This is a genomic window from Neobacillus sp. FSL H8-0543, from assembly GCF_038592905.1.
Lineage (GTDB): Bacteria > Bacillota > Bacilli > Bacillales > Cytobacillaceae > Neobacillus.
Map to the genome: position 1 here is coordinate 1,819,201 of NZ_CP151943.1, position 19,756 is coordinate 1,838,956.

The window sequence follows — 19,756 nt, forward strand, 5'->3', positions numbered from 1 at the left end:
ATTAATCCGAACATTTGTATAATCTTTTTTATATTTTATTATACAAGGGTTTGACAAAACAAGTTATTATGATTAATAATAGTGTTAATTATAATTTTAAGATCTATAAAGGGAGTGAAATGGTGTATTTAGCATGGCAAGAAATTAAAAAAAATAAACTTCGTTTTACCTTGATTACGGGGATTTTAATGCTCGTTTCCTATCTTGTATTTTTTCTCTCTGGACTTGCAACGGGTCTCGCAAGTCTGAATAGGGAGGCGGTTGATAAATGGGACGCAACAGCTATTATCCTTACCAAGGAATCAGATAAAAGCTTGTACCAATCATTCATGTCGATTGATCATCTAAAAGACATTGATGCAAAAAAAACGGCAGTCATCGGTCAGCTAAACGCAATTGCTAGTAACAGCGACAATAAGCAAAACATCTCACTCTTCGGTATCAACAAAGAAGAATTTCTTATGCCAAATGTGACGGGAGGTAGGTCTTTTGAAAAAGAAAATGAGGTTATTGCTGATGATTCACTGAAAGACAAGGGATTCAATTTAGGTGATAAATTATCCTTATCCTCCAGTGACCAATATCTAACTATTGTTGGATTTACAGACTCTGCTCGTTTTAATGCTGCACCTGTTCTCTATGCAAACCTTTCAACCTTCCATCAAGTCAAATTCGGTGAGGCAGCTGAACAGAATAAAGATCAAATTAACGGGATTGTTGTTCAGGATGATTCTATTTCGTCTCTTACCCAAAAGGATGAGCTGGAGGCACTTGAAATTGAATCATTCATTGAAAGTTTGCCTGGCTATACTGAACAAAAACTTACGTTAAATTTCATGATTTACTTTCTCTTTGGTATTTCATCTATCATTGTAGCTATTTTCTTGTATGTGTTGACCGTGCAGAAGATAGGCATATTCGGGGTTATGAAGGCTCAAGGGATTTCCAGCTCCTATTTATCCTGGTCGGTTGTGGCACAAACCTTTATTTTAGCGTTAATTGGGACGGCACTTGGATTTGTCTTAACACTCATTTCAGGAGCTTTTTTACCAGCAGCCGTTCCTGTTTCGTTTGATCTGACGTTGATGGCATTCTATGGGTTAATCCTGATGGCTGTCGCAACTGCCGGTGCCGTCTTCTCAGTTTTAACGATTGTTCGAATTGACCCACTGAAAGCGATTGGAGGCTAAAACATGGCAGTATTACAATTACATCAAGTTAAGAAGAGCTACGGAAGCGATCATAAGAAGGTTGACGCCTTAAAGGAAACAGATTTTCTTGCCGACCGTGGGGAGCTGATTGCAATAATTGGTCCGTCGGGGTCTGGAAAAAGCACCTTTCTTACCATTGTCGGTGGATTATTATCACCAACCTCAGGTGACGTAGTAATCAATGGGCAAAACTTAACCTCATTGAATGAAAAAGAACGGTCACAAATCCGACTCAAGGAAATCGGATTTGTGTTACAGGCATCAAACTTGGTACCCTTTCTGTCAGTGGCCAATCAATTGAAGCTATTGGACAAAGTGAAAAAGGGAAACATGTCGAAAGCGGAGCGAAATCAACTTTATGAGGATTTGGACATTTGTGACTTACTCTTAAAATATCCCTCCGACTTATCTGGCGGGCAACGCCAGCGTGTAGCAATTGCTAAGGCTCTGTATAGCAATCCTTCAATTATTTTGGCTGATGAGCCCACAGCCTCACTTGACTCCGAACGTGCCTATGAAGTCATGGAGCTCTTGAAAAAAGTAACGAAGCAGAAGAAAACAACAACCATTGTGGTGACGCATGATACTAGACTTGTGGACTACTGTGACAAAGTTTATCAAATGACAGATGGTGTCCTTTCAGCAATAGAAACACAGGCTAAGAAGCCACATAAAGAAGCCTCCGTAAATTATTAACGTGTTCCGTTTTGAGGTGGGATTTTTAAAATGACACCTTAATTAACGTAAAAATTGGCAAGTAAAAAAAGGGGAAGTCTCTTCTAAAATGAGATTTCCCCTTTTTTTATCTAGGATTGTAAGTTAGGTCGAAGCGTTTACCGAGCCGTGTCATGCCTTGATAGACGATGGTTTTTTGCTTTTAACTACGAGTATTCTTACAAGTATATTAAATAACCGTATTGAAATAATACCGTTTCTTTTTATATTGGCTATGTTAAAGGTTATTGTTGATACTATTAATTTTAAGAAAATAAATAGACGGAGAAATTCCGCCAATTTGGTAAAAAGCATTAAAAATAGCCTAAATAGACGGAAAAATTCCGCCTATTTATATAAAAAACATAAAAAGGCGGGAATTTGCACAGCATAACCGGAAAATCTCCGCTTATATTCCACGAAACGAGCTCCATTTTTCAAATAACCGGAAAATCTCCGCTTATTTTACTTTCGCTGGTTATTTAAGCGCAAATCAACAGACAAGTTTAACAAAGCCTTTATATTAAAAAGGCAATGCTTAAACTCATAATCACTTGGGTTTTAACTGGCATTGCTTATGGGCAGAATAGGCCTAATCTCTTTTGTAAATCTTCGTAAATTTCTACTGGCATTTCCTTGACATTGATATCTTCACCTAGGAAAAGTAGCCAATTGGTTATTTCCGTTAACTCTTCGGGATTATTTACATTGATAAAAGTCTTTAGAATGGCTGTAGCTTGGTAAGGGTTTGTATAGGAAATAGAAACTTTTAAAGGCTGGTATTTCTTAAACTGGGCAATTGCCTTAGGGCCAAGTTCAAGGATAAGGTTGATGACTGCTTCCTGCTTACTTATTTTTTCTAAAATCACTTTCTTACTCAATCTATCGTTTGTTGGGTAAGGTTTGACATTGGTGAGATGGTCGACATGAAAAATCTGCTTCTTTTCTTCCTTTAAGTTAAATCCTTCAATCAGCCAAAGGCTTTTTTCACGATAAAGATGCAAGAGATAAATGGGATAAGACTTTGCACCCTTCTCTCCATTGATAGTAATCAATAAATATCTATCCATAAGCAGGAGTTGGATGAGTTTTTCTAACATCGGATGGGGGAGGTCTGACAGGTCAAGCAGGTCAGGGTTATTCGGGTTGGTCCCTTCAAATAGCAGGATTTGATTTAATAGAACAAGGTCATCTTGCTGGTTTTCTGAGATGAGGCCTAGTAACTTTTCAGCTAAAGACTGGCGACTTTTTAGATAGGGGAGCTGTTGGTTTCTTGTTGCCATAAAGGCAATAAAAAGGGCTTTGACCTCATTATCGGTAAAGCGAACATCAGGGAGGACAGAATTGTGCATGACAGAATACCCCCCATCCCTTCCAACTTCAGCAACAAGCGGCATCCCCATCGCTTCAATTTCTCTAATATCTCTAATCGCTGTCGAACGAGAGATGTTAAATTCCTGCATGATTTCAGAAATCGTAAAGTGGGAACGGTTGTTGATATAGCGCATGATGATATTAATCCGTTCAACTTTTTTCATTCAGCTACGCACCTCCTAAACAGTATCACTTTTTGACATGATTTAAAGTTATTATAAACATATCAAGTGAAATGACAAAGCATTTGATTCATTTTAAAAAAAGGAAGGTATTGAATATGACAAATTATACCCTAGAAGAAAAAGACAGCTTTACCGTTTTAGGATTTGGAACGGAGCTTACGAGCCATTACACAGACTACGCTGGCATAACAAAGGAAAAAGCAGACTTTTGGCAGGCAGTCAAACAAGATGGAACGCTTGATACTCTAAAATCCGTAGCTGCAAATGACTATATTTTCACCGTAAACGAAGCGGTAAATAACAAGATGATGCATTATGCCGGCGTCCTGACAGAGAAAACTTTACCAGAAGCAACCAGAGTGATCGAATTTCCTAAAGGAGAATACCTCGTTGTTAAAGGGGAAGCGAAATCTACTGAAGAGTTGAGTAATACGCTTACTGGTATTGCCTTTGGTCAAGTCTTGCCAGAAGCAAAGGATTTTGCCTATGTTGGCGGGCCAAATGCAACGGTTGAGATGGGAGAGCGCGACGGCTTAGTATTTGGTGAAGTATGGATTCCTGTTGTAAGGAAATAAAGAAATAAAAGGATGGATGGAAATGTCCTATATCGTTGATTTTAAAAATGTTTCTACGATTGGTTTAGAGTCTTCACCAGTAGCAGAGGCGTTAGCAGGTTTACGCGCGAATGAAGCTCGTTACTTTATGAACAAATATAAGCATGAATTTACGGTTGTACCAGCTAGTGAAAGCCTAGAGACCCTTAACTATGTAAACGAAATTTTGAAAAAAGAACGTGATATTGAGTTTGCGGCCAAACCGTTAGAAACGTCTCGTTTTCAAGTGGAAAATATCAAAATTGCCTACGTCTTTTATGAGGATGGTCTTTCGGTCAACGTCATGTATACGGTTGATGACCCTAAGCCGAAGCGGGCCGTTGGTTTTAAGCTTTCTGAGGGTATGGAAGTACCAATGGAGTTAGAAGGGAAGTTTAAGTTTGCAAGGCAGAAGTCTAAACTGGCTGGAACCATTCGGGGCTCGTATTTTGTCATTAAAGGAGAATATTAAAGTAAGCAAAGGCAATGTTCATCTTGGTATTTAAATAACAAAACAGCACTTCTCCATCAAATGTGGGTGAGTGCTGTTTTATTTTTTTGCAAAAACTTCATTTACTTATGATAGGATCATCGTGATGAAGATCCTAATATCCGAAAATAGCTACATTCTGATTTTGCAACACAAAATGATTATTCAACCATCCTAAAGTATTCAAAACATATCCTAAAGAATCTGCATTATATCTTCCTGCAATTTTTTGATAGGCCAATAGCTCATAAACTTTATTTGAATCAAAATCTACTGGATACAAGCCACTTAAAGGATTAACAAAACCAGTAATAGGACTTTTCAGATTTCCATTTTCGTCATATATTTCATTTAAATACTGAGCACCTTTTGTTGATATGTCTATGATGTACTTTTTATTGTTGCTCTTGCTGACAACTTCAACCTTGAAATTATCATGATAAGTGACCACATATTGGTAATGCTCATTAAATACATTAAAATCAAATATCAATTGTGCTGTATTTTCCAAAAAGGAATAAATATAATGGTACATGATTCCACCACTACCACCAGTAGCAATACTTATTAAAATATCATCTACTCCATTCTTGGTAAAATCCCCTAAGAATATAGTAGGATTATAGCCTGCATTTTCACGAAGTAGAACACTTTTTACCGATCCAGTTCTTCCATCTTGAACGTGCAAGGTAATATTCTGAGTAAATGGACTAGCTGGGGTCTTTATCCCTGTCAAATAGACATTATCTGGTACTCTATCCCCAGTTACATCACCGCTTGCAAACGATACAATAATTGGCTGATTCATAGGATCCCCCGCACTTTTTTTGTCCCTACACTCTATGTAAATTTAACCATAGAAGAGTTTGTACAGAAAAAATACGTTCACGATTTAAATATTAATATTTTCTCCATTGATAAAAAATCTCACTTACTTATGATAAGGTTCACCGCACCATAAACTAGACGGCATGAAGGACTGTTTTATTAAATTATACAAACATTCCTTCTACAAAGCACTTTTCCCTCGGATGTTAAACTGACTGTCATACATCTCAAAGTAGAATCCTTTATTCTCTAGGAGTTCTTGATGTGTTCCCGATTCGATGATTTCCCCTTGATGAATGACAAAGATGCGATCGGCGTTTTCAATGGTTTTCAAGCGGTGGGCAATGACAAAACTCGTTCGCCCTTCCGTTAACATGTTGATTCCCTTTTGAATTTCGATTTCAGTATTGGTATCGACACTAGATGTCGCTTCATCAAGAATCAATATATCAGAATCGGCTAAAATCGCCCGCGCAATCGCCAGTAATTGACGCTGCCCCTGGCTTAAATTCGATCCGCCCGACGTAAGTTTCGTATGATAGCCTTCAGGCAAATGCTTTATATAGCGGTGGGCCGATGCCATCTTTGCCGCAGCCACAACTTCTTCATCTGTTGCTTTCAACCGTCCATAGCGGATATTTTCCATAATCGTTCCCGAAAACAAGAACGTGTCCTGAAGCACGACTCCGATTTTTTTCCGCAGCGCGCTTAATTGATAATCACGGATATCAAGGCCATCCACCCTTATTTCGCCAGCGGTCACATCATAAAACCTCATCAACAAATTAATAATCGTTGTCTTCCCCGACCCTGTCGGACCAACAAGAGCAATTTTCTCACCTGGTCGAACTTGAAAATCTATATTTTTTAAAATCGGCTTATCCTCCTCATACCCAAAGTGGACATGGGAAAATTCAACCTCGCCTTTAAAGGAATCTGCGACAATCGCATTCTCTTTATCTAGCAAATCTGGCGTCTCATCCATAATTTCAAACACACGCTCCGCACCAGCAATCGCCGACTGAAACAGGTTCAATAAATTAGAAAGCTGGTTAATCGGGCGAAAAAATTGTCGCGAGTAGGTAACAAAGGCAGCAATAATTCCAACCGTTGCCAGCCCCTCAACCGTCATTACCGCCCCAATCGCAATCACAAAACCAAGCCCTAAATTGTTAATAAAGTTATTAACGGGACCCATAAATCCAGAAACCGTATCGGCCGTCATCGCTGAGTGGCGCAGCCGTTCATTGACCTCCGAAAACTGCCGGTTCATTTTCTCTTCCTTTCCAAAAAGAGTGACGACCTCATTTCCAGTAATCGCTTCTTCAACAAATCCGTTTAATTCACCCAAATCTCGTTGTCTTTTAATAAACGCACTGCTGCTATGGGTAATTATTTTTTTCGTCGTAAAAATCATCAGTGGAATCACCAGCAGCGTCACAATCGCCAGCACCCAATTAAGGGAAAACATCGCAATCGCGACGCCTGAAACCATTAATACAGAAGAAAAGATTTGAATGACACTTTGGCTTAACGCCTGATTCAAGCTCTCAATGTCATTCGTAACCCGACTCATCAAATCCCCATGTGTCCGTTTATCAAAAAATCGTAACGATAGGGTTTGAAACTTATCAAATAAATCCTGGCGCAATTTCCGAATCGTTTGTAAGGATACACGAACCATCATAAAAGTTTGCAACCAAGTAAACACAGCGGTTGCGACGTAAACAAGTGCAAGTAACCCTAAGAACCGGATCGTTCCAGGGATATCCTTCGGAATGATATACTCGTCAATGATGACGCCAATCATATACGGTCCGAGAATCCCCAGCAGCGTCGAGAGAATCACAAAAATAATCGAGGCCACCAAAGCCACTTTTTGCTTCTCCATATATAACCAAATCCGTTTAATTGTTCCCTTCCAATCTCTCGCCTTTACAACAGGTCCGCTAAATCCCCTCGGACCTCGCGCGCGATTGATAATATTGGGATTCGTTTGTGTAGAAGGTTTACTCATCCTAATTTAACCTCCCTTCCACTTTGTAAAAAATAAAGATCACGATATAGTTTGCTTTTTCCAAGCAATTCTTCATGTGTCCCACTCGCTTCGATTTTTCCATCCTCCATAACCACAATTTGATCCGCGTCGATAATCGAGGATATTTTGGATGAAATAATAAATACCGTCGTATCGGAGTAGTCGTTTCTTAATGCCTGCTGTACCGCTGATTCTGACAACGCATCAATCGCCGAAGTCGAATCATCCAGGACTAAAATCCGTGGTTTGCGGATAAACGCACGCGCCATCGATAACCGCTGTCTCTGCCCTCCCGATAAATTCGTTGCTCCCTGCATCAGAGGGTGGGCAAATCGTTCATCCAGCCTATCGATAAATTCACTCGCAGAAGCCGATTGTGCTGCTTGTTCTAGGTCGTTGGTTGTTGCCTCTTCTTTCCCGAACGAAAGATTATCCTCAACCGTCCCAGAAAACAACGTCGCCTTTTGCGGAACAAACCCAATCGCTGTCCGTAATTTTTCAAGCGGTAAATCCTTTAGGTTGACTCCATCGATGGAAATATCTCCAGAATCCGGGTCATACAGGCGGGGAATCAGTTTGACGAGCGTGGATTTCCCACTCCCGGTTGCCCCAATAATCCCAACGGTTTGACCAGCATTAGCTTTAAACGAAATGTTTTTAAGAACATACTCACCATTTTTGCTATAGCTGAAATTGACCTCTCTAAATTCCACTTCGCCCCTGATGTCAGCCCTCGGGGACGGTTGAGCTGGTTCCTTAATCTCAATTTCTGTTTCAAGCACCTGAACCACTCGTTTTGCAGATGTAAACGAACGGGCAATCTGCATTAACACATGGCTGCTGCTCATTAAACCATTCATCATAATGTTTAAGTAATTAATAAACGCTAAAATCACCCCGACTTGAAGTGTCCCTTCATTTACCTTGATTACTCCCATCCAAAGTCCGGCAATGATCCCGAGATTAACAATAAACATCATAATCGGCATCAGTGTTAAAATCAGTTGCTCCGCGGTCATATTCCGTTTCATCAGCGTATCATTGACCATTTTAAAATGGTTCTTTTCATAATCCTGGCGATCAAAGGCCTTGATGACACGAATACCTGCCAACATTTCTTGAAGCTTGGTGTTCACCTGATCCATTGCTTTTTGCACATGAGAAAAAAGCTTACCTGATTGGGCTGAAAAATAATAGATAAACGCAATCAGAATCGGAATCGACACGAGCAACACCGGAAACAACTCCCGTGCTGTAAACCAAACAATCGCTACCGAACCGATAAACAGCAAGGGACCCCTAACAAATACACGCAAGGTCATAATGACCGCCGATTGGATGGTTGCGATATCATTGGTTACAATCGTGATTAATTTTCCTGTACCAAAGGCATCTGTATTTTGATTCGAAAATTGTTCCGTCTTCTTAAATACATCACGGCGAATATCGGTGGCAAAATGAACAGCCGACTTTGCTGCATAAATCGAACTCCCTGCCCCGCCAATTAAACCCACAAAGGCGCTCAGCAGCATGAAAAGCCCCAGTTTTATCACATAACCGTTATCCTGATTGGCAATCCCGTTATCAATCATCTTCTGCATAATCGTCGGCTGCAAAAGATCCATCGCCACCTCAATACACATCAACAGTGGTCCTAAAATGGCAAATAATCGGTATGGCTTCATATAGTGTAGTAATTTTTTCATAGCTCTCATCGTTTTTCCCCTTACTTTTGTTCTGTACCACGGGGTCTAGTTGTGCCACGGCGGGCGGTTCGGGTGGCCTTTTTTTGGTTAGTGCCGCTAGAACCGTCCGTCCCCTGGTCTCATCTATTTATTTAACCTGCTGGTCATTTCTTCGACAATGGCAATAAGTTCACGTACACTTTCTGGATTCCCCCGTGCTTGTTTCATTGCTTTATGCAGTTCCTTTTCCCACCGGTCCACTGCCTCTCTAAGCTGCACCGACTCCTTGGAATTCCTCCATACCATTCTCTCTTTCCATTCAGACCAAAAATCGCCTTCCGTATGTTTTTCCACTATCCGCTCTTTTCCACTGTCCGTGAGAGAATAAACCTTTTTATCCGATCCCATATCCAACTCTATCAAACTCTGATCCAATAACTCTTGAAGCGCGGGATAAACCGTACCCGCACTTGCCGTATACGCGCCACTTGAACGCTCCTCCAGCTCCTTCATAATTTGATAGCCATGCATTGGTCCTTCCTTCAACAAATTCAAAATCGCAAACTGAACAAACCCTCTTCTTTTTTTCATACAATCACTCCTAAAATATATCGATAATTATAATCGATATATCGTTTTGTTACAATCGTAATGATGCCGTGAAAAATTTGATACCTCTACGAAACCTTGTTATCATCAGAGCAAGAATGAGTATTTAGTGTGTAGAGTCGTGTAGTTTTTTGGGGCTGAGTTTAAGGATACTGTTGATTTTAAGAACCTGTTGATTGGAGCGGAAGGTGCTTGACTCCTGCGGGATGAACGAGCTGAGTGAGACCCCACAGGTGCGAAGCTGTAAGGAGGCTCACGGGCGAGCCCGCGGAAAGCATAGCACCTGGAGCGCAAATCAACAGCCAAGTTTAACACAGCCTTTATTTAAAAGGAGGAAAAGTGATGTCAAATACTCTAAAACGGAGAAAAGTAATTTTAGACTTAGCAGTAACTTTAGATGGCTTCATTGAAGGGAAAAATGGAGAAGTTGATTGGTGCATTATGGATCCTGATATGGGGTTTACTCAATTCTTGAATCAAATTGACACTATTTTATATGGTAGAAAAAGCTACGATTTATGGGGAAAGTATATTCCAAACACCGAGGACTCTGATAGTGACAAAGAAATGTGGAATATCGTTCACAGTAAGAAGAAATATGTATTTTCGAGAACGCAACAAGCGACAGATAATGGGGTAAGTTTCATAAATGAAAATATCCTTGAGGAAGTTAATAAGTTAAGGAGCCAGCCTGGCAAAGACATCTGGCTCTATGGCGGAGCCAGTCTCATTACAACTTTTATCAATTTAGGGCTAGTTGATGAATTTAGATTATCTGTTCATCCTGTTATTTTGGGAGAAGGAAAACCGTTGTTTGTTGATATAAAACAGCGGTTGAAATTAAAATTGGTTCATACACGAACTTTCTCCTCTGGTGTTGTGCAGCTAATCTATCATGGGAATGGTGATGAATAGGCTATTATTAAAATTTACCTATTTACTAGCAGGCGGTGTCGATATGATATGTGGCAGGTAATCAGGCGATGAGGACCTGTTTCATCGACCCAAATCGTTCGGGCTCTTGAAGTTCGGGCGATGAGGACCTGTTTCATCGACCCAAACCGTTCGGGCTCTTTGGTTTCGGGCGATGAAGACCCGTTTCATCGACCCAAACCGTTCCGGCTCTAAAGGTTCGGTCGATGAGGACCCGTTTCATCGACCCAAACCGTTTCGGCTCTAGAGGTTCGGGCGATGAGGACCTGTTTCATCGACCCAAACCGTTCGGGCTCTGGAGGTTCGGTCGATGAGATGCTGTTTCATCGACCCAAACCGTTCTGCCTCTGTAGGTTCGGTCGATGAGATGCTGTTTCATCGACCCAAACCGTTCGGGCTCTGGAGGTTCGGTCGATGAGATGCTGTTTCATCGACCCAAACCGTTCAGTCACTTTGGTTTCGGGCGATGGAGGACCCGTTTTAGAAAGAGACACCAGAGCAGTCCCCTTGGTTTTTATTCATACAAAGACCGCCAAAGATAGAAGGTTGCGTACGCCTGCCAACTATTCCAATCCGATGCCAATTCTCTTATTTCCTCTATAGTCGGTTTACGCTCAAGTCCTAATTGAAGCTTTAATGCATTATGTAGACCGACATCCGCTATTGGAAAAGCAGCAGGATGATGTAAGCATTTCATCATCACATAATCTGCCGTCCATGCGCCAACACCTCTGATTGCCGTTAAAGTTCTATGTACTAGCTGATACTCTTGCTGTTGAAGTAAATCCTCTTTGGTTAACTGACCGCTTGTCATGGCTTGTGCAATTCCTATCACATATTCGGCCTTTCTCACAGAAAATTGAAGTTCCCTTAAATCGGAAACCTCTATGGAAGCAATTTTTTCATAGGTTGGGAAAAACCAGAAGGTTTGCCCTTTAAAAGTTTGACATTCTCCGAACTGTTCCACAAATCGTTTCTTTAAGGTATAAGCAAAGGTTAAATTAATTTGCTGGCCGATAATCGCCCAGGTGAGAGCTTCGAATAAATCCGGAATACACATGATCCGTAGACCGTAATATTTATCAGCTATTGATGCTAGAACCCTATCCTGACGGGCCATTTGATAAAAGGCTCCCAGTTCTTGGTCGAGATCAAACCATTCCCATACATATTCAGCTACTCCTCCAAGAACACTTTTAGATGGGGTATGGATAGGGAATTCTACATGAATGGACTGAGAAGTACTTCCTATTTTTAAAAGAATTAATTCTCCGTTTATTTTTACCAGTTTATACAAATATCCAGCTCTTATTTGATGCAGTATTTCATTCTCTGACCTTCCTAAAAACACTAAACACTCGTTAAAATTGAATTCCTTCGGTGGAATAATCTCAATCGATAACCCGTGGTCCATCCAATTCATTGTCGTGACTCCTTTCCTATTAGCGTTCGATATTCACAGGGTGAACAATTTTTCAACCGGCGAAATACCTCTTTCTATATTTTATAAATGTTTAGCAAATACTAGATACATCTTGTTTTCTGATGGAGTGATTTGAGTGTCACGTAAAAAAAGAAGTCCGATACATTTTTTCTTGTTATTTATTGTTATGCTTGTTCTTATTTGGGCCCTGATTAAACCTGAGGAAGGTTATAGGGTCTTATTGATGGAGGTTTCACCTTCAGTATTAGTTTTAATATTCCTGATATCAAGATACAATCATTTTCGGCTTACCACTGTATCCTACGTCATTATTGCCGTTCTTGTCATTTTAACGTTTATAGGAGGGCATTATTCTTATGCTAAAGTTCCTCTCTTTACATGGATCAAAGATTATTTTGATTTACAAAGGAACCACTATGATCGGTTTGGTCATTTTCTTAAGGGGATGATGGTCATCGTTATTATAGAGATATTATTAAGGAAAACAGTTTTATTGAAAAGTAAAACGACAAATTTTATTGCTCTATGTATAACACTAGCAATCGGGGCTTTCTACGAAATCATTGAGTGGGCAAGTACAAAAATAGGAAAAGAAGGGAAAGCCACAAAAGATTTTTTAGGCATGCAAGGAGACATATGGGATTCCCAGAAGGATATGACACTTTTATTAGCGGGTTCCATTCTATCGCTTTTTTTCTTCACAAAGATCCTTTATAAAGGATTGGAAAAACTAGATAATGAGTAGGTAAAGACCAGGTGGACGATTCTGCTGCTTCATCACCGAAAGCGCAGTGACTCACGAGAACAGTCCCTCTGGTTTTTTAATATAACCTTACACTTTTATTCATAGTTTGTTCACATTAACGGGTTATGATGTGTATGTGAAGAGGACAGTAAGCCTCCTTTCATAACTCCCCTTTATTTCAATAAATAGATTGATTCGGCCCCAGTGGCCGAATTTTTTTTTGCTATTGATGCACAGGGACTGCTCTAACCCAGACTCTCTATAATCCTCAACTTTTCTTTCTGATTAATCTCTAACTCTATCTTTTTTTCCTCCAATTGAGCATTTAATTTCATCAGAATATTGTTCACTTTCTCGTGGTGACTGATTGTTTCTTCCAAGGATTGTTTGATTTTCTCTTGAACCATAAAATCCACGATGAATCCATCAAAAAAGAAATCCGCAAACCTAAGCATTTCTGAGATATCAACCTCCAGATGCGCTTGTTCTTGAACATCTAATAGCTCCTTTTGAAAATGACGCATATTCGTTTGTGCATGATGAAGTGCGTCTTCAGCTTCATCAATATGCTGGTGTTTAACCAGACCAGTGATTGTCCCACCTCCAAACATATCTAAGGTCCCCCAAGTGCTCGCTTCCTCAAGAGAGTCGCTTGCATCCACAAGTGCATCCCTGACACGTTCCCCAGCAGTAATCGCCTCCTCAAGCTCAACAATATAGGCCTTATGCTTCCCTTCCTGCCCACTCAAATCAAACAATGCCGCCGCAAAAGGCGAGGCACTCGATTTAATCATTGCTTCTTTTTGTAATAGAAGTTGTTGATACTCAGATTCAGTATTTTGCAGATTTGCGAGGTTATTTTCGAGCCCCAAGATCGCCTCATCTATTTCTCTTTTCGTTTTCTCGGCTTCTTCCAGTTTGTGCTGCGCTGCAACCATCTCTTGTTTTTCTTTTGTTAACTTTTCATCCTTCTTACCCGTTAATGTGGCGAATAAGTTCGTTAAACTGACACTCTCTAGCTTTTCAACCTCCTTCTGCTCTGAGTGGAACTGGACTCGCAGCTGAGAAAGCCTCTCCTCAATCGTCTCTAACTCCCGCTTAAAATCCGCGAGCTGCATCTCATACTTATCCTTCTTTCGCAGATTCCCTTGAATCTCAACCAGCCTTGTATTAATTTCAGTATACATACCGACTCTCCCAACCCTTCTCTTTTTCTTACCTACGTAAAAATTGGAAAAAGGTTTCAAAAACCAAAACTCAAAGAGGCACAATTACTTCCCCAAAATGTCATTTTCCCTTCCAAATTTGATTTTTGAAGACCAATTTCGGTTTTTCAGCTGACTTTTCACTTCAAAATTGATTTTGTGAGATTCGATGAGACTTACCTTTCGAGGTATGGTTAGGCTACCTAGGAAAAACCGGAAGCGCGCTGTCCCGAAAGGGTTCACAAGTGGAAAGCTTTGAGCAATTTGCCAAACAGTATGAGCCGATGATTCATAAGATCATCCGCGCACTACACATTTATAAAAACCAGGATCAATTTTATCAAACTGGTTTAATTGGACTTTGGGAGGCGAAGGACTTATTTGATAAGAGAAAGGGCAACTTCACCAATTATGCTTATACGTATATTAAGGGGAAAATCTTAACGGAGATGTTCCGCGAAAATAAGCGTAATGACAGATATATCGTTCCAAAGGAGGAATATTGGGAAACGATCGAGGATTCGGAGTCCCAACAGCCACTCGAAGCCGAACTGCTGCTATCTTATTGTCAGAACTTAACTGAAAAAGAAACGAAATGGGTAGTGGCTGCTTGTCTTGACGATATATCGGTAAGGCAACTGGCAGAAAAAGAAAAAGTAACCCTATCCGCTGTAAAACAATGGCGGAGCAGTGCCCTAAGAAAATTGCGCGGGTCACTTCATTAAATAAGCCATGGGGATGGTTCCACTTGCCTCATCCAGAAGGCCAAAAGAGCCACCAGAACCATTCCTCTGGTCCATTTTTCCCTAAATTTGCTATGATTGTTTCTTTTTTTATCGCCTTAAATTCCTTTGGTGTAATCATCTTTTTCATGGTCCTATTTGATAAATAAGACCATACTTCGCCAAAATTATCTTTTTTTCTTCAGGATACTACTAGTCTGAACGGACTATTTGCTACCATTGCAACATTGCCTAATACATAATTCGACGGAATCCACTGGTGTCGCAACCTTTTTCCCCTTCTCCATGGTCATATACAGAAAATTACTGTTGTGGTATATTAATAGTAAATTTTGAATTTAGTGTAAATTACATAAAACATCGTTCTGATTTCGTCTATTTTTCACCTCTAGATCAAGCTTATAAGAGTTTCTTACTTCACGAAATGAGACAAGGGGACGGTTCCCAGATGGCCAATAGAACCAGGAGAATCGTCCCCCAGGTCGAAGAAATTTGTATTTTTGGAGGAGTTACTGATGCGGGTGCAAAAGAAGAAGAAGAGCAGAAGATGGCTTAAGATAACGGGGATTGCCCTCCTTGTTATGGTGGCTTCTGTTGGGATTTATGCTTATTCTGTTTATCATTCATTAACATCTGCCGTGGAGACGATGCACGAACCGATAGATTGGAAACCGTCCAAAAAGCGGGCTGAACCGGTTGTCCTGGAGAAAAAAGAGCCCTTTTCCGTTTTAATGCTAGGCGTAGATGAGCGTGAAGGCGACAAGGGCCGCTCCGATACGATTATAGTTTTAACGGTTAATCCAAACACGAATTCAGTAAAAATGCTCAGCATTCCTAGGGATACCCGGACTGAGATTATCGGTAGAGGTGCGGATGATAAAATAAACCACGCCTATGCCTTTGGCGGCGTACCGATGGCAATGGAAACAGTCCAAAACTTCCTTGATATTCCGTTAGATTATTATGTCCAAATTAATATGGAAGGTTTTGAGGAAATTGTCGATGCAGTCGGAGGTGTAACCCTTCAGAACGATTTAGCTTTTTCAGTAGGTAATACTGTCAACTTTCCGCTCGGTGAAATCACTCTCGACGGCGAAGAGGCATTGCATTATTCAAGAATGAGATACGAAGACCCCCGCGGTGACTTTGGACGTCAAACTAGGCAGCGCCAAATTATTCAAGCCGTCATTCAAAAAGGTGCGAGCGTGGCAAGCTTAACGAACTTTTCGAGCATTTTCACCGCCCTTGGCAACAATATCAAAACAAATCTAACCTTTGACCAAATGGTGGATATTCAAAAAAATTATAAAGTAGCCGGAAAAAGTATTCAACAGATGGAAATAAAATCACAAGGTCAATTAATCAGTGATATTTACTATGGCATTGTTTCAGAAGAAGAACAGCTTCGTGTCCAAAGTGAATTAAAAACCCATCTAGAATTACAATAATCAGGCCATTTAGAGAAATCCAAAATAAAAAAATAATAGTACTTTACACAATTATTAATTGTTTGTTCATAGTCACAGGCTATGATCATTATATGAAGAAGAAAGCTATTTTCTCCTTATATCAAGACCTTTCCTATATATATATATGTTTATGATTCGGCTAAAAGGTCGAATCTTTTTTGCCGTACTAAAGGTAAAAAAAAGAGGATACCTTTGAAGATATCATCCTTTTCCATATAAAACCTAATATGAAAATTTTTATCCTAGTGACGAGTCTTAAATATATTTTTGACCCATTTCATCGGATAACATCCAAATCTTTTCCTAATCTGTAACTACAAGATGGGGGGGGTTCATTTATTATTATTCTTTTACCGCTCCACCTAAAATCCCAGAAATAAAGTGCTTTTGCAGCAATAGGAAAAAGATCATGATTGGGATTGTAGATAAAGTGGTTCCTAACATTAACTGCCCATAATCGATTCGTGCCATTCCGATTAAACTGGATAATGCAACCGGCAATGTAAACATTTCTTTTGAATTTAACGTAATAAGCGGCCAGAGTAGGCTATTCCATTGGGACATAAATAAAAAAATAGCAACGGCAGCCATAGCTGGTCTTGTTACAGGAAAAATAACCGTAAAGAATATTTTTAATTCCCCTGCCCCATCCACTCGGGAAGCCTCAATAATCGAGTCTGGAATCGACTTCATATTCTGTCTCATTAAGTAAATCGCAAAAGGGGAAGCAAGCGTTGGTAAAATGATTGCTTGATAGGTATTTAACCAATTAAAGGTAACCATCATTTCAAACAAAGGAATTAATGTCACCTGAGAAGGAATCATCAATGTGCATAATATAATGAAGAAAAGCAGGTTCTTTCCCTTAAATTTAAATTTCGCAAAGGCGTACCCAGCCATTGAACTAATAAGCGTACTAAGCAATGTATAAACAAGGGCAATAAATAATGAATTCCAAAAAATCTTGGCAAACCCTAATGACTCATTCAGAGATTGAAAGTTCTTTGCTAAGTAATCACCTGGAAGAAGTTTAGGTGGTAAACGAAATATCTCTCCTGATGGAAGGGTTGAACCAACGAGCATCCAATAAAACGGTGCAATTGATAAGACCACACCCGCAATTAATAAACAATAAATCCCTACTTTTGAGGATATTTTCTTAGAATGTATCATTAATCATCACCTACCAGTTTCATCTGAACCCATGAAATGATTGCCGTTATTATGACAAGAACATAAGCAATCGCGGATGCATAACCAAAGTCGAAAAATTTAAAGCCTGCTTCATATAAATAAAGCGTAATCGTCATCGTGGCATTATTAGGTCCACCTTGAGTCAAAATGAATGCCTCGTCAAATAGCTGGAGGGTTCCGATTGTTGACATGACAACAGTAAAAATAAATACAGGTTTTAATTGAGGGATCGTGATCATGAAAAATTGCTTTATTTTACTTGCTCCATCAATACTTGCCGCTTCATATAATTCAGATGGAATGTTCTGTAAACCAGCTAAAAAAATCACCATATTATATCCGGTCCATCTCCACGTCATAACAAGGATGACAGAAACCTTCGCCCAAAATGGGGTTGTTAACCAGGGGATGGGTTCAATACCGACGAAGGATAATAAATAGTTGACGAGCCCAAAATGCTCATCTAATAGAATCATAAAAACAATTGACGCAGCAACAAGCGCTGTGATCGCAGGCATAAAATAAGAGATTCGAAAAAACGCCTTTCCTTTTAACATAGAAGAGTGGAGCCCCACTGCAATCAGTAAGGAAAGAAAGAGCATGATTGGAACTTGGACAATCAGTATTTGAAAGGTATTTAAAAGAGATTTATAGAAAACGGGATCTTGGAATAATCGTGAATAATTGGCTAAACCCACAAACGATTTCTCCAAACCACGTACCTCTTGAAAGCTCAAGATAAACGAAAAAATCACAGGATATACGGTAAAAATTAAAATGAGTAAAAATGCAGGCGCGATAAAAACATATGGGACATTTTTAGGAGTTAATAAACTTGTTCTCGTTTTAACTTGTAGATTTGTTTTGGTGTTTACAACCTTTTCTGTTTGCTCCAACCGATCCACCTTCCTAACTTCAATAGATTTTAGAATAAGAGAGCTGAGGAAAGTTGGCACACTCAGCTCTTTAGCACTCTAAAGTCTATTTTTTTATTTCATTTTCTAATTGTTTTTGGGCATCCTTTAATCCGGATTCAACCGATTTGTTTTCAAGTAAAATAGCTGCCTGTGCATTACTCATAAGACTGCTGGCTTTTGCAAAGTTTTCGTTTACGTTAATTTGTGGCACTTGATCAACAATATCAGCAAACTTTTTGAAAATCGGACTATTATTAAAGTACTCGCTAGTAGCAGTAAACTTTGGATCGCTGTACGTTTCTTTCAAGGATGGGAAAAGGCCATACTTTTCAAATCCTACCAGTTGGGATTCTTGATCTGTTGTAAAGAATTCTACAAAGGCATAGGCAGCAGATTGATTTTTGCTTGATGAAGGAATCAACACAGATGATCCTCCTACGTTCGCATATCTTGCGCCGCCTTCTTCAAAGCTTGGCAGATAAAATACATCCCATTTTCCTTTTAAATCTGGGGCTTGGTCCATGATGGAGCCTGCATACCAGACACCATATGGAACGGTGGCAACACTTCCATTTACAGTTGCGGTTACAATTCCATCCCAACCTTTATTGTTTAGGATTAAATCCTCGTCATTAAGCTTTTTGATTACTTCCATGGCTTGGATAGCTTCCTTGGATTGCAGTGCGATTTTCCCGTCCTTATCAAAATAAGAAAGTCCTTGCTGCTGCATCATCATTTGGAAGACACCGTCATAGCTCGGTATATCAATGGGTAATAGCTGCGCACCAGTAGCTTCTTTTATTTTCTTCCCTGCTGCAATATAGTCATCCCATGTTTGAATGGAATTTGGATCAATTTTTGCTTTTTCAAAGAAATCTACTCGGTAGAACATTCCTGCAGGACCAATATCCCATGGAGCAGCGATGAAATCCCCGTCTTTATTCTGAACAGCGGCGACCTTAGCTGGATTGAATGAATCTTTATATTGGTCATACCCAAGCTTGTCCAAATTTACAAATCCCTCAGGAAATTGGTGCAAGTATCCAGGAATACGTTCATCCTCCATTAACACAACATCTGGTAATCCTGAACCTCGTGCTGCCAGGCCAACTGTTACTTTATCGTATAAATCGGAGCTATTAAAATCCTCCACTACCACTTCTACATCAGGATACTTCTTCTGAAACCCCTCAACTGCTGCTTCCATAGTTGCTGCTGCAACATCCCAGCCCCATACGGTTATCTTCCCTGCTGGATTTTTTGAATCTCCCGTTTCCTTCTCATCCCCCGCTGATTTATTGGAACAAGCGGATAGCATTAGCAGAATCATCACTAGCATAATTGACATGTACTTTTTCATTTTTATGACCCCCAATTTT

Annotated in this window: 18 protein-coding genes; 8 read left to right on the forward strand and 10 right to left on the reverse strand. The window is 39.9% G+C overall.

Going from position 1 to position 19,756, the window contains the following annotated elements:
* Positions 1-122: 122 nt before the first annotated feature.
* Both NSS81_RS09210 and NSS81_RS09215 read left to right on the forward strand, forming a co-directional pair.
* Complete coding sequence (locus NSS81_RS09210) at positions 123-1,190, forward strand: ABC transporter permease (protein WP_342433984.1); 1,068 nt, start codon at positions 123-125, stop codon at positions 1,188-1,190.
* Positions 1,191-1,193: 3 nt separating this feature from the next.
* A complete protein-coding gene (locus NSS81_RS09215; RefSeq protein ID WP_342433201.1) occupies positions 1,194-1,907 on the forward strand; it encodes an ABC transporter ATP-binding protein in 714 nt (237 codons plus the stop codon).
* Between the two features lie 593 nt (positions 1,908-2,500).
* Here NSS81_RS09215 and NSS81_RS09220 read toward each other — a convergent pair.
* Entirely contained in the window at positions 2,501-3,463 is a 963-nt protein-coding gene (locus NSS81_RS09220) for an HTH domain-containing protein (protein WP_342433202.1), read from the reverse strand.
* 116 nt (positions 3,464-3,579) lie between these two features.
* Between NSS81_RS09220 and NSS81_RS09225 the strand changes: the two genes are divergently transcribed.
* Both NSS81_RS09225 and NSS81_RS09230 read left to right on the forward strand, forming a co-directional pair.
* Positions 3,580-4,059 (forward strand): GyrI-like domain-containing protein, encoded by a 480-nt coding sequence (locus NSS81_RS09225; RefSeq protein ID WP_342433203.1) that lies wholly within the window; start codon positions 3,580-3,582, stop codon positions 4,057-4,059.
* A 22-nt stretch (positions 4,060-4,081) separates the two neighbouring features.
* Entirely contained in the window at positions 4,082-4,549 is a 468-nt protein-coding gene (locus NSS81_RS09230) for a phage tail protein (protein WP_342433204.1), read from the forward strand.
* Positions 4,550-4,682: 133 nt separating this feature from the next.
* On the opposite strand, the gene NSS81_RS09235 is transcribed toward NSS81_RS09230, so the two are convergent.
* From NSS81_RS09235 to NSS81_RS09250, 4 genes are all read right to left on the reverse strand, one after another.
* Positions 4,683-5,375 (reverse strand): VCBS repeat-containing protein, encoded by a 693-nt coding sequence (locus tag NSS81_RS09235; RefSeq protein ID WP_342433205.1) that lies wholly within the window; start codon positions 5,373-5,375, stop codon positions 4,683-4,685.
* Positions 5,376-5,576: 201 nt separating this feature from the next.
* Positions 5,577-7,412: an ABC transporter ATP-binding protein gene (locus tag NSS81_RS09240; RefSeq protein WP_342433206.1), complete on the reverse strand. Its 1,836-nt coding sequence runs from the start codon at positions 7,410-7,412 to the stop codon at positions 5,577-5,579.
* Positions 7,409-9,148 carry an ABC transporter ATP-binding protein gene (locus tag NSS81_RS09245; RefSeq protein WP_342433207.1) on the reverse strand — a complete coding sequence of 580 codons (1,740 nt, stop codon included), beginning with the start codon at positions 9,146-9,148 and terminating at the stop codon, positions 7,409-7,411. Before NSS81_RS09245 ends, NSS81_RS09240 begins: the two co-directional genes overlap by 4 nt.
* 114 nt (positions 9,149-9,262) lie before the next feature.
* Positions 9,263-9,709 carry a PadR family transcriptional regulator gene (locus NSS81_RS09250; protein ID WP_342433208.1) on the reverse strand — a complete coding sequence of 149 codons (447 nt, stop codon included), beginning with the start codon at positions 9,707-9,709 and terminating at the stop codon, positions 9,263-9,265.
* A 360-nt stretch (positions 9,710-10,069) separates the two neighbouring features.
* Here NSS81_RS09250 and NSS81_RS09255 point away from each other — a divergent pair, with 360 nt between their 5' ends.
* On the forward strand, positions 10,070-10,642 hold the full coding sequence (locus tag NSS81_RS09255) for a dihydrofolate reductase family protein (protein ID WP_342433209.1): 573 nt from the start codon (positions 10,070-10,072) through the stop codon (positions 10,640-10,642).
* A gap of 532 nt (positions 10,643-11,174) precedes the next feature.
* Here NSS81_RS09255 and NSS81_RS09260 read toward each other — a convergent pair.
* Positions 11,175-12,083, reverse strand: coding sequence for a DNA-3-methyladenine glycosylase 2 (locus NSS81_RS09260; protein WP_342433210.1), 909 nt, complete (start codon positions 12,081-12,083; stop codon positions 11,175-11,177).
* Positions 12,084-12,219: 136 nt separating this feature from the next.
* On the opposite strand from NSS81_RS09260, the gene NSS81_RS09265 reads away from it, so the two are divergent.
* Complete coding sequence (locus NSS81_RS09265; protein WP_342433211.1) at positions 12,220-12,849, forward strand: DUF2238 domain-containing protein; 630 nt, start codon at positions 12,220-12,222, stop codon at positions 12,847-12,849.
* 245 nt (positions 12,850-13,094) lie between these two features.
* Here the strand turns inward: NSS81_RS09265 and NSS81_RS09270 are convergent, their stop codons facing one another.
* Entirely contained in the window at positions 13,095-14,036 is a 942-nt protein-coding gene (locus tag NSS81_RS09270; RefSeq protein WP_342433212.1) for a hypothetical protein, read from the reverse strand.
* Between the two features lie 263 nt (positions 14,037-14,299).
* On the opposite strand from NSS81_RS09270, the gene NSS81_RS09275 reads away from it, so the two are divergent.
* Positions 14,300-14,779 carry a sigma-70 family RNA polymerase sigma factor gene (locus NSS81_RS09275; protein WP_342433213.1) on the forward strand — a complete coding sequence of 160 codons (480 nt, stop codon included), beginning with the start codon at positions 14,300-14,302 and terminating at the stop codon, positions 14,777-14,779.
* Positions 14,780-15,312: 533 nt separating this feature from the next.
* Positions 15,313-16,245: a LytR family transcriptional regulator gene (locus tag NSS81_RS09280; protein ID WP_342433214.1), complete on the forward strand. Its 933-nt coding sequence runs from the start codon at positions 15,313-15,315 to the stop codon at positions 16,243-16,245.
* 363 nt (positions 16,246-16,608) lie between these two features.
* Here the strand turns inward: NSS81_RS09280 and NSS81_RS09285 are convergent, their stop codons facing one another.
* From NSS81_RS09285 to NSS81_RS09295, 3 genes are all read right to left on the reverse strand, one after another.
* Complete coding sequence (locus tag NSS81_RS09285) at positions 16,609-17,439, reverse strand: carbohydrate ABC transporter permease (protein WP_342433215.1); 831 nt, start codon at positions 17,437-17,439, stop codon at positions 16,609-16,611.
* Entirely contained in the window at positions 17,439-18,260 is an 822-nt protein-coding gene (locus NSS81_RS09290) for a sugar ABC transporter permease (RefSeq protein WP_342433985.1), read from the reverse strand. The genes NSS81_RS09285 and NSS81_RS09290 overlap by 1 nt, the downstream gene beginning before the upstream one ends.
* A gap of 181 nt (positions 18,261-18,441) precedes the next feature.
* The gene (locus NSS81_RS09295) at positions 18,442-19,737 is read right to left on the reverse strand and encodes an extracellular solute-binding protein (protein WP_342433216.1); all 1,296 of its coding nucleotides are present in this window, start codon (positions 19,735-19,737) and stop codon (positions 18,442-18,444) included.
* Positions 19,738-19,756 lie beyond the last annotated feature (19 nt).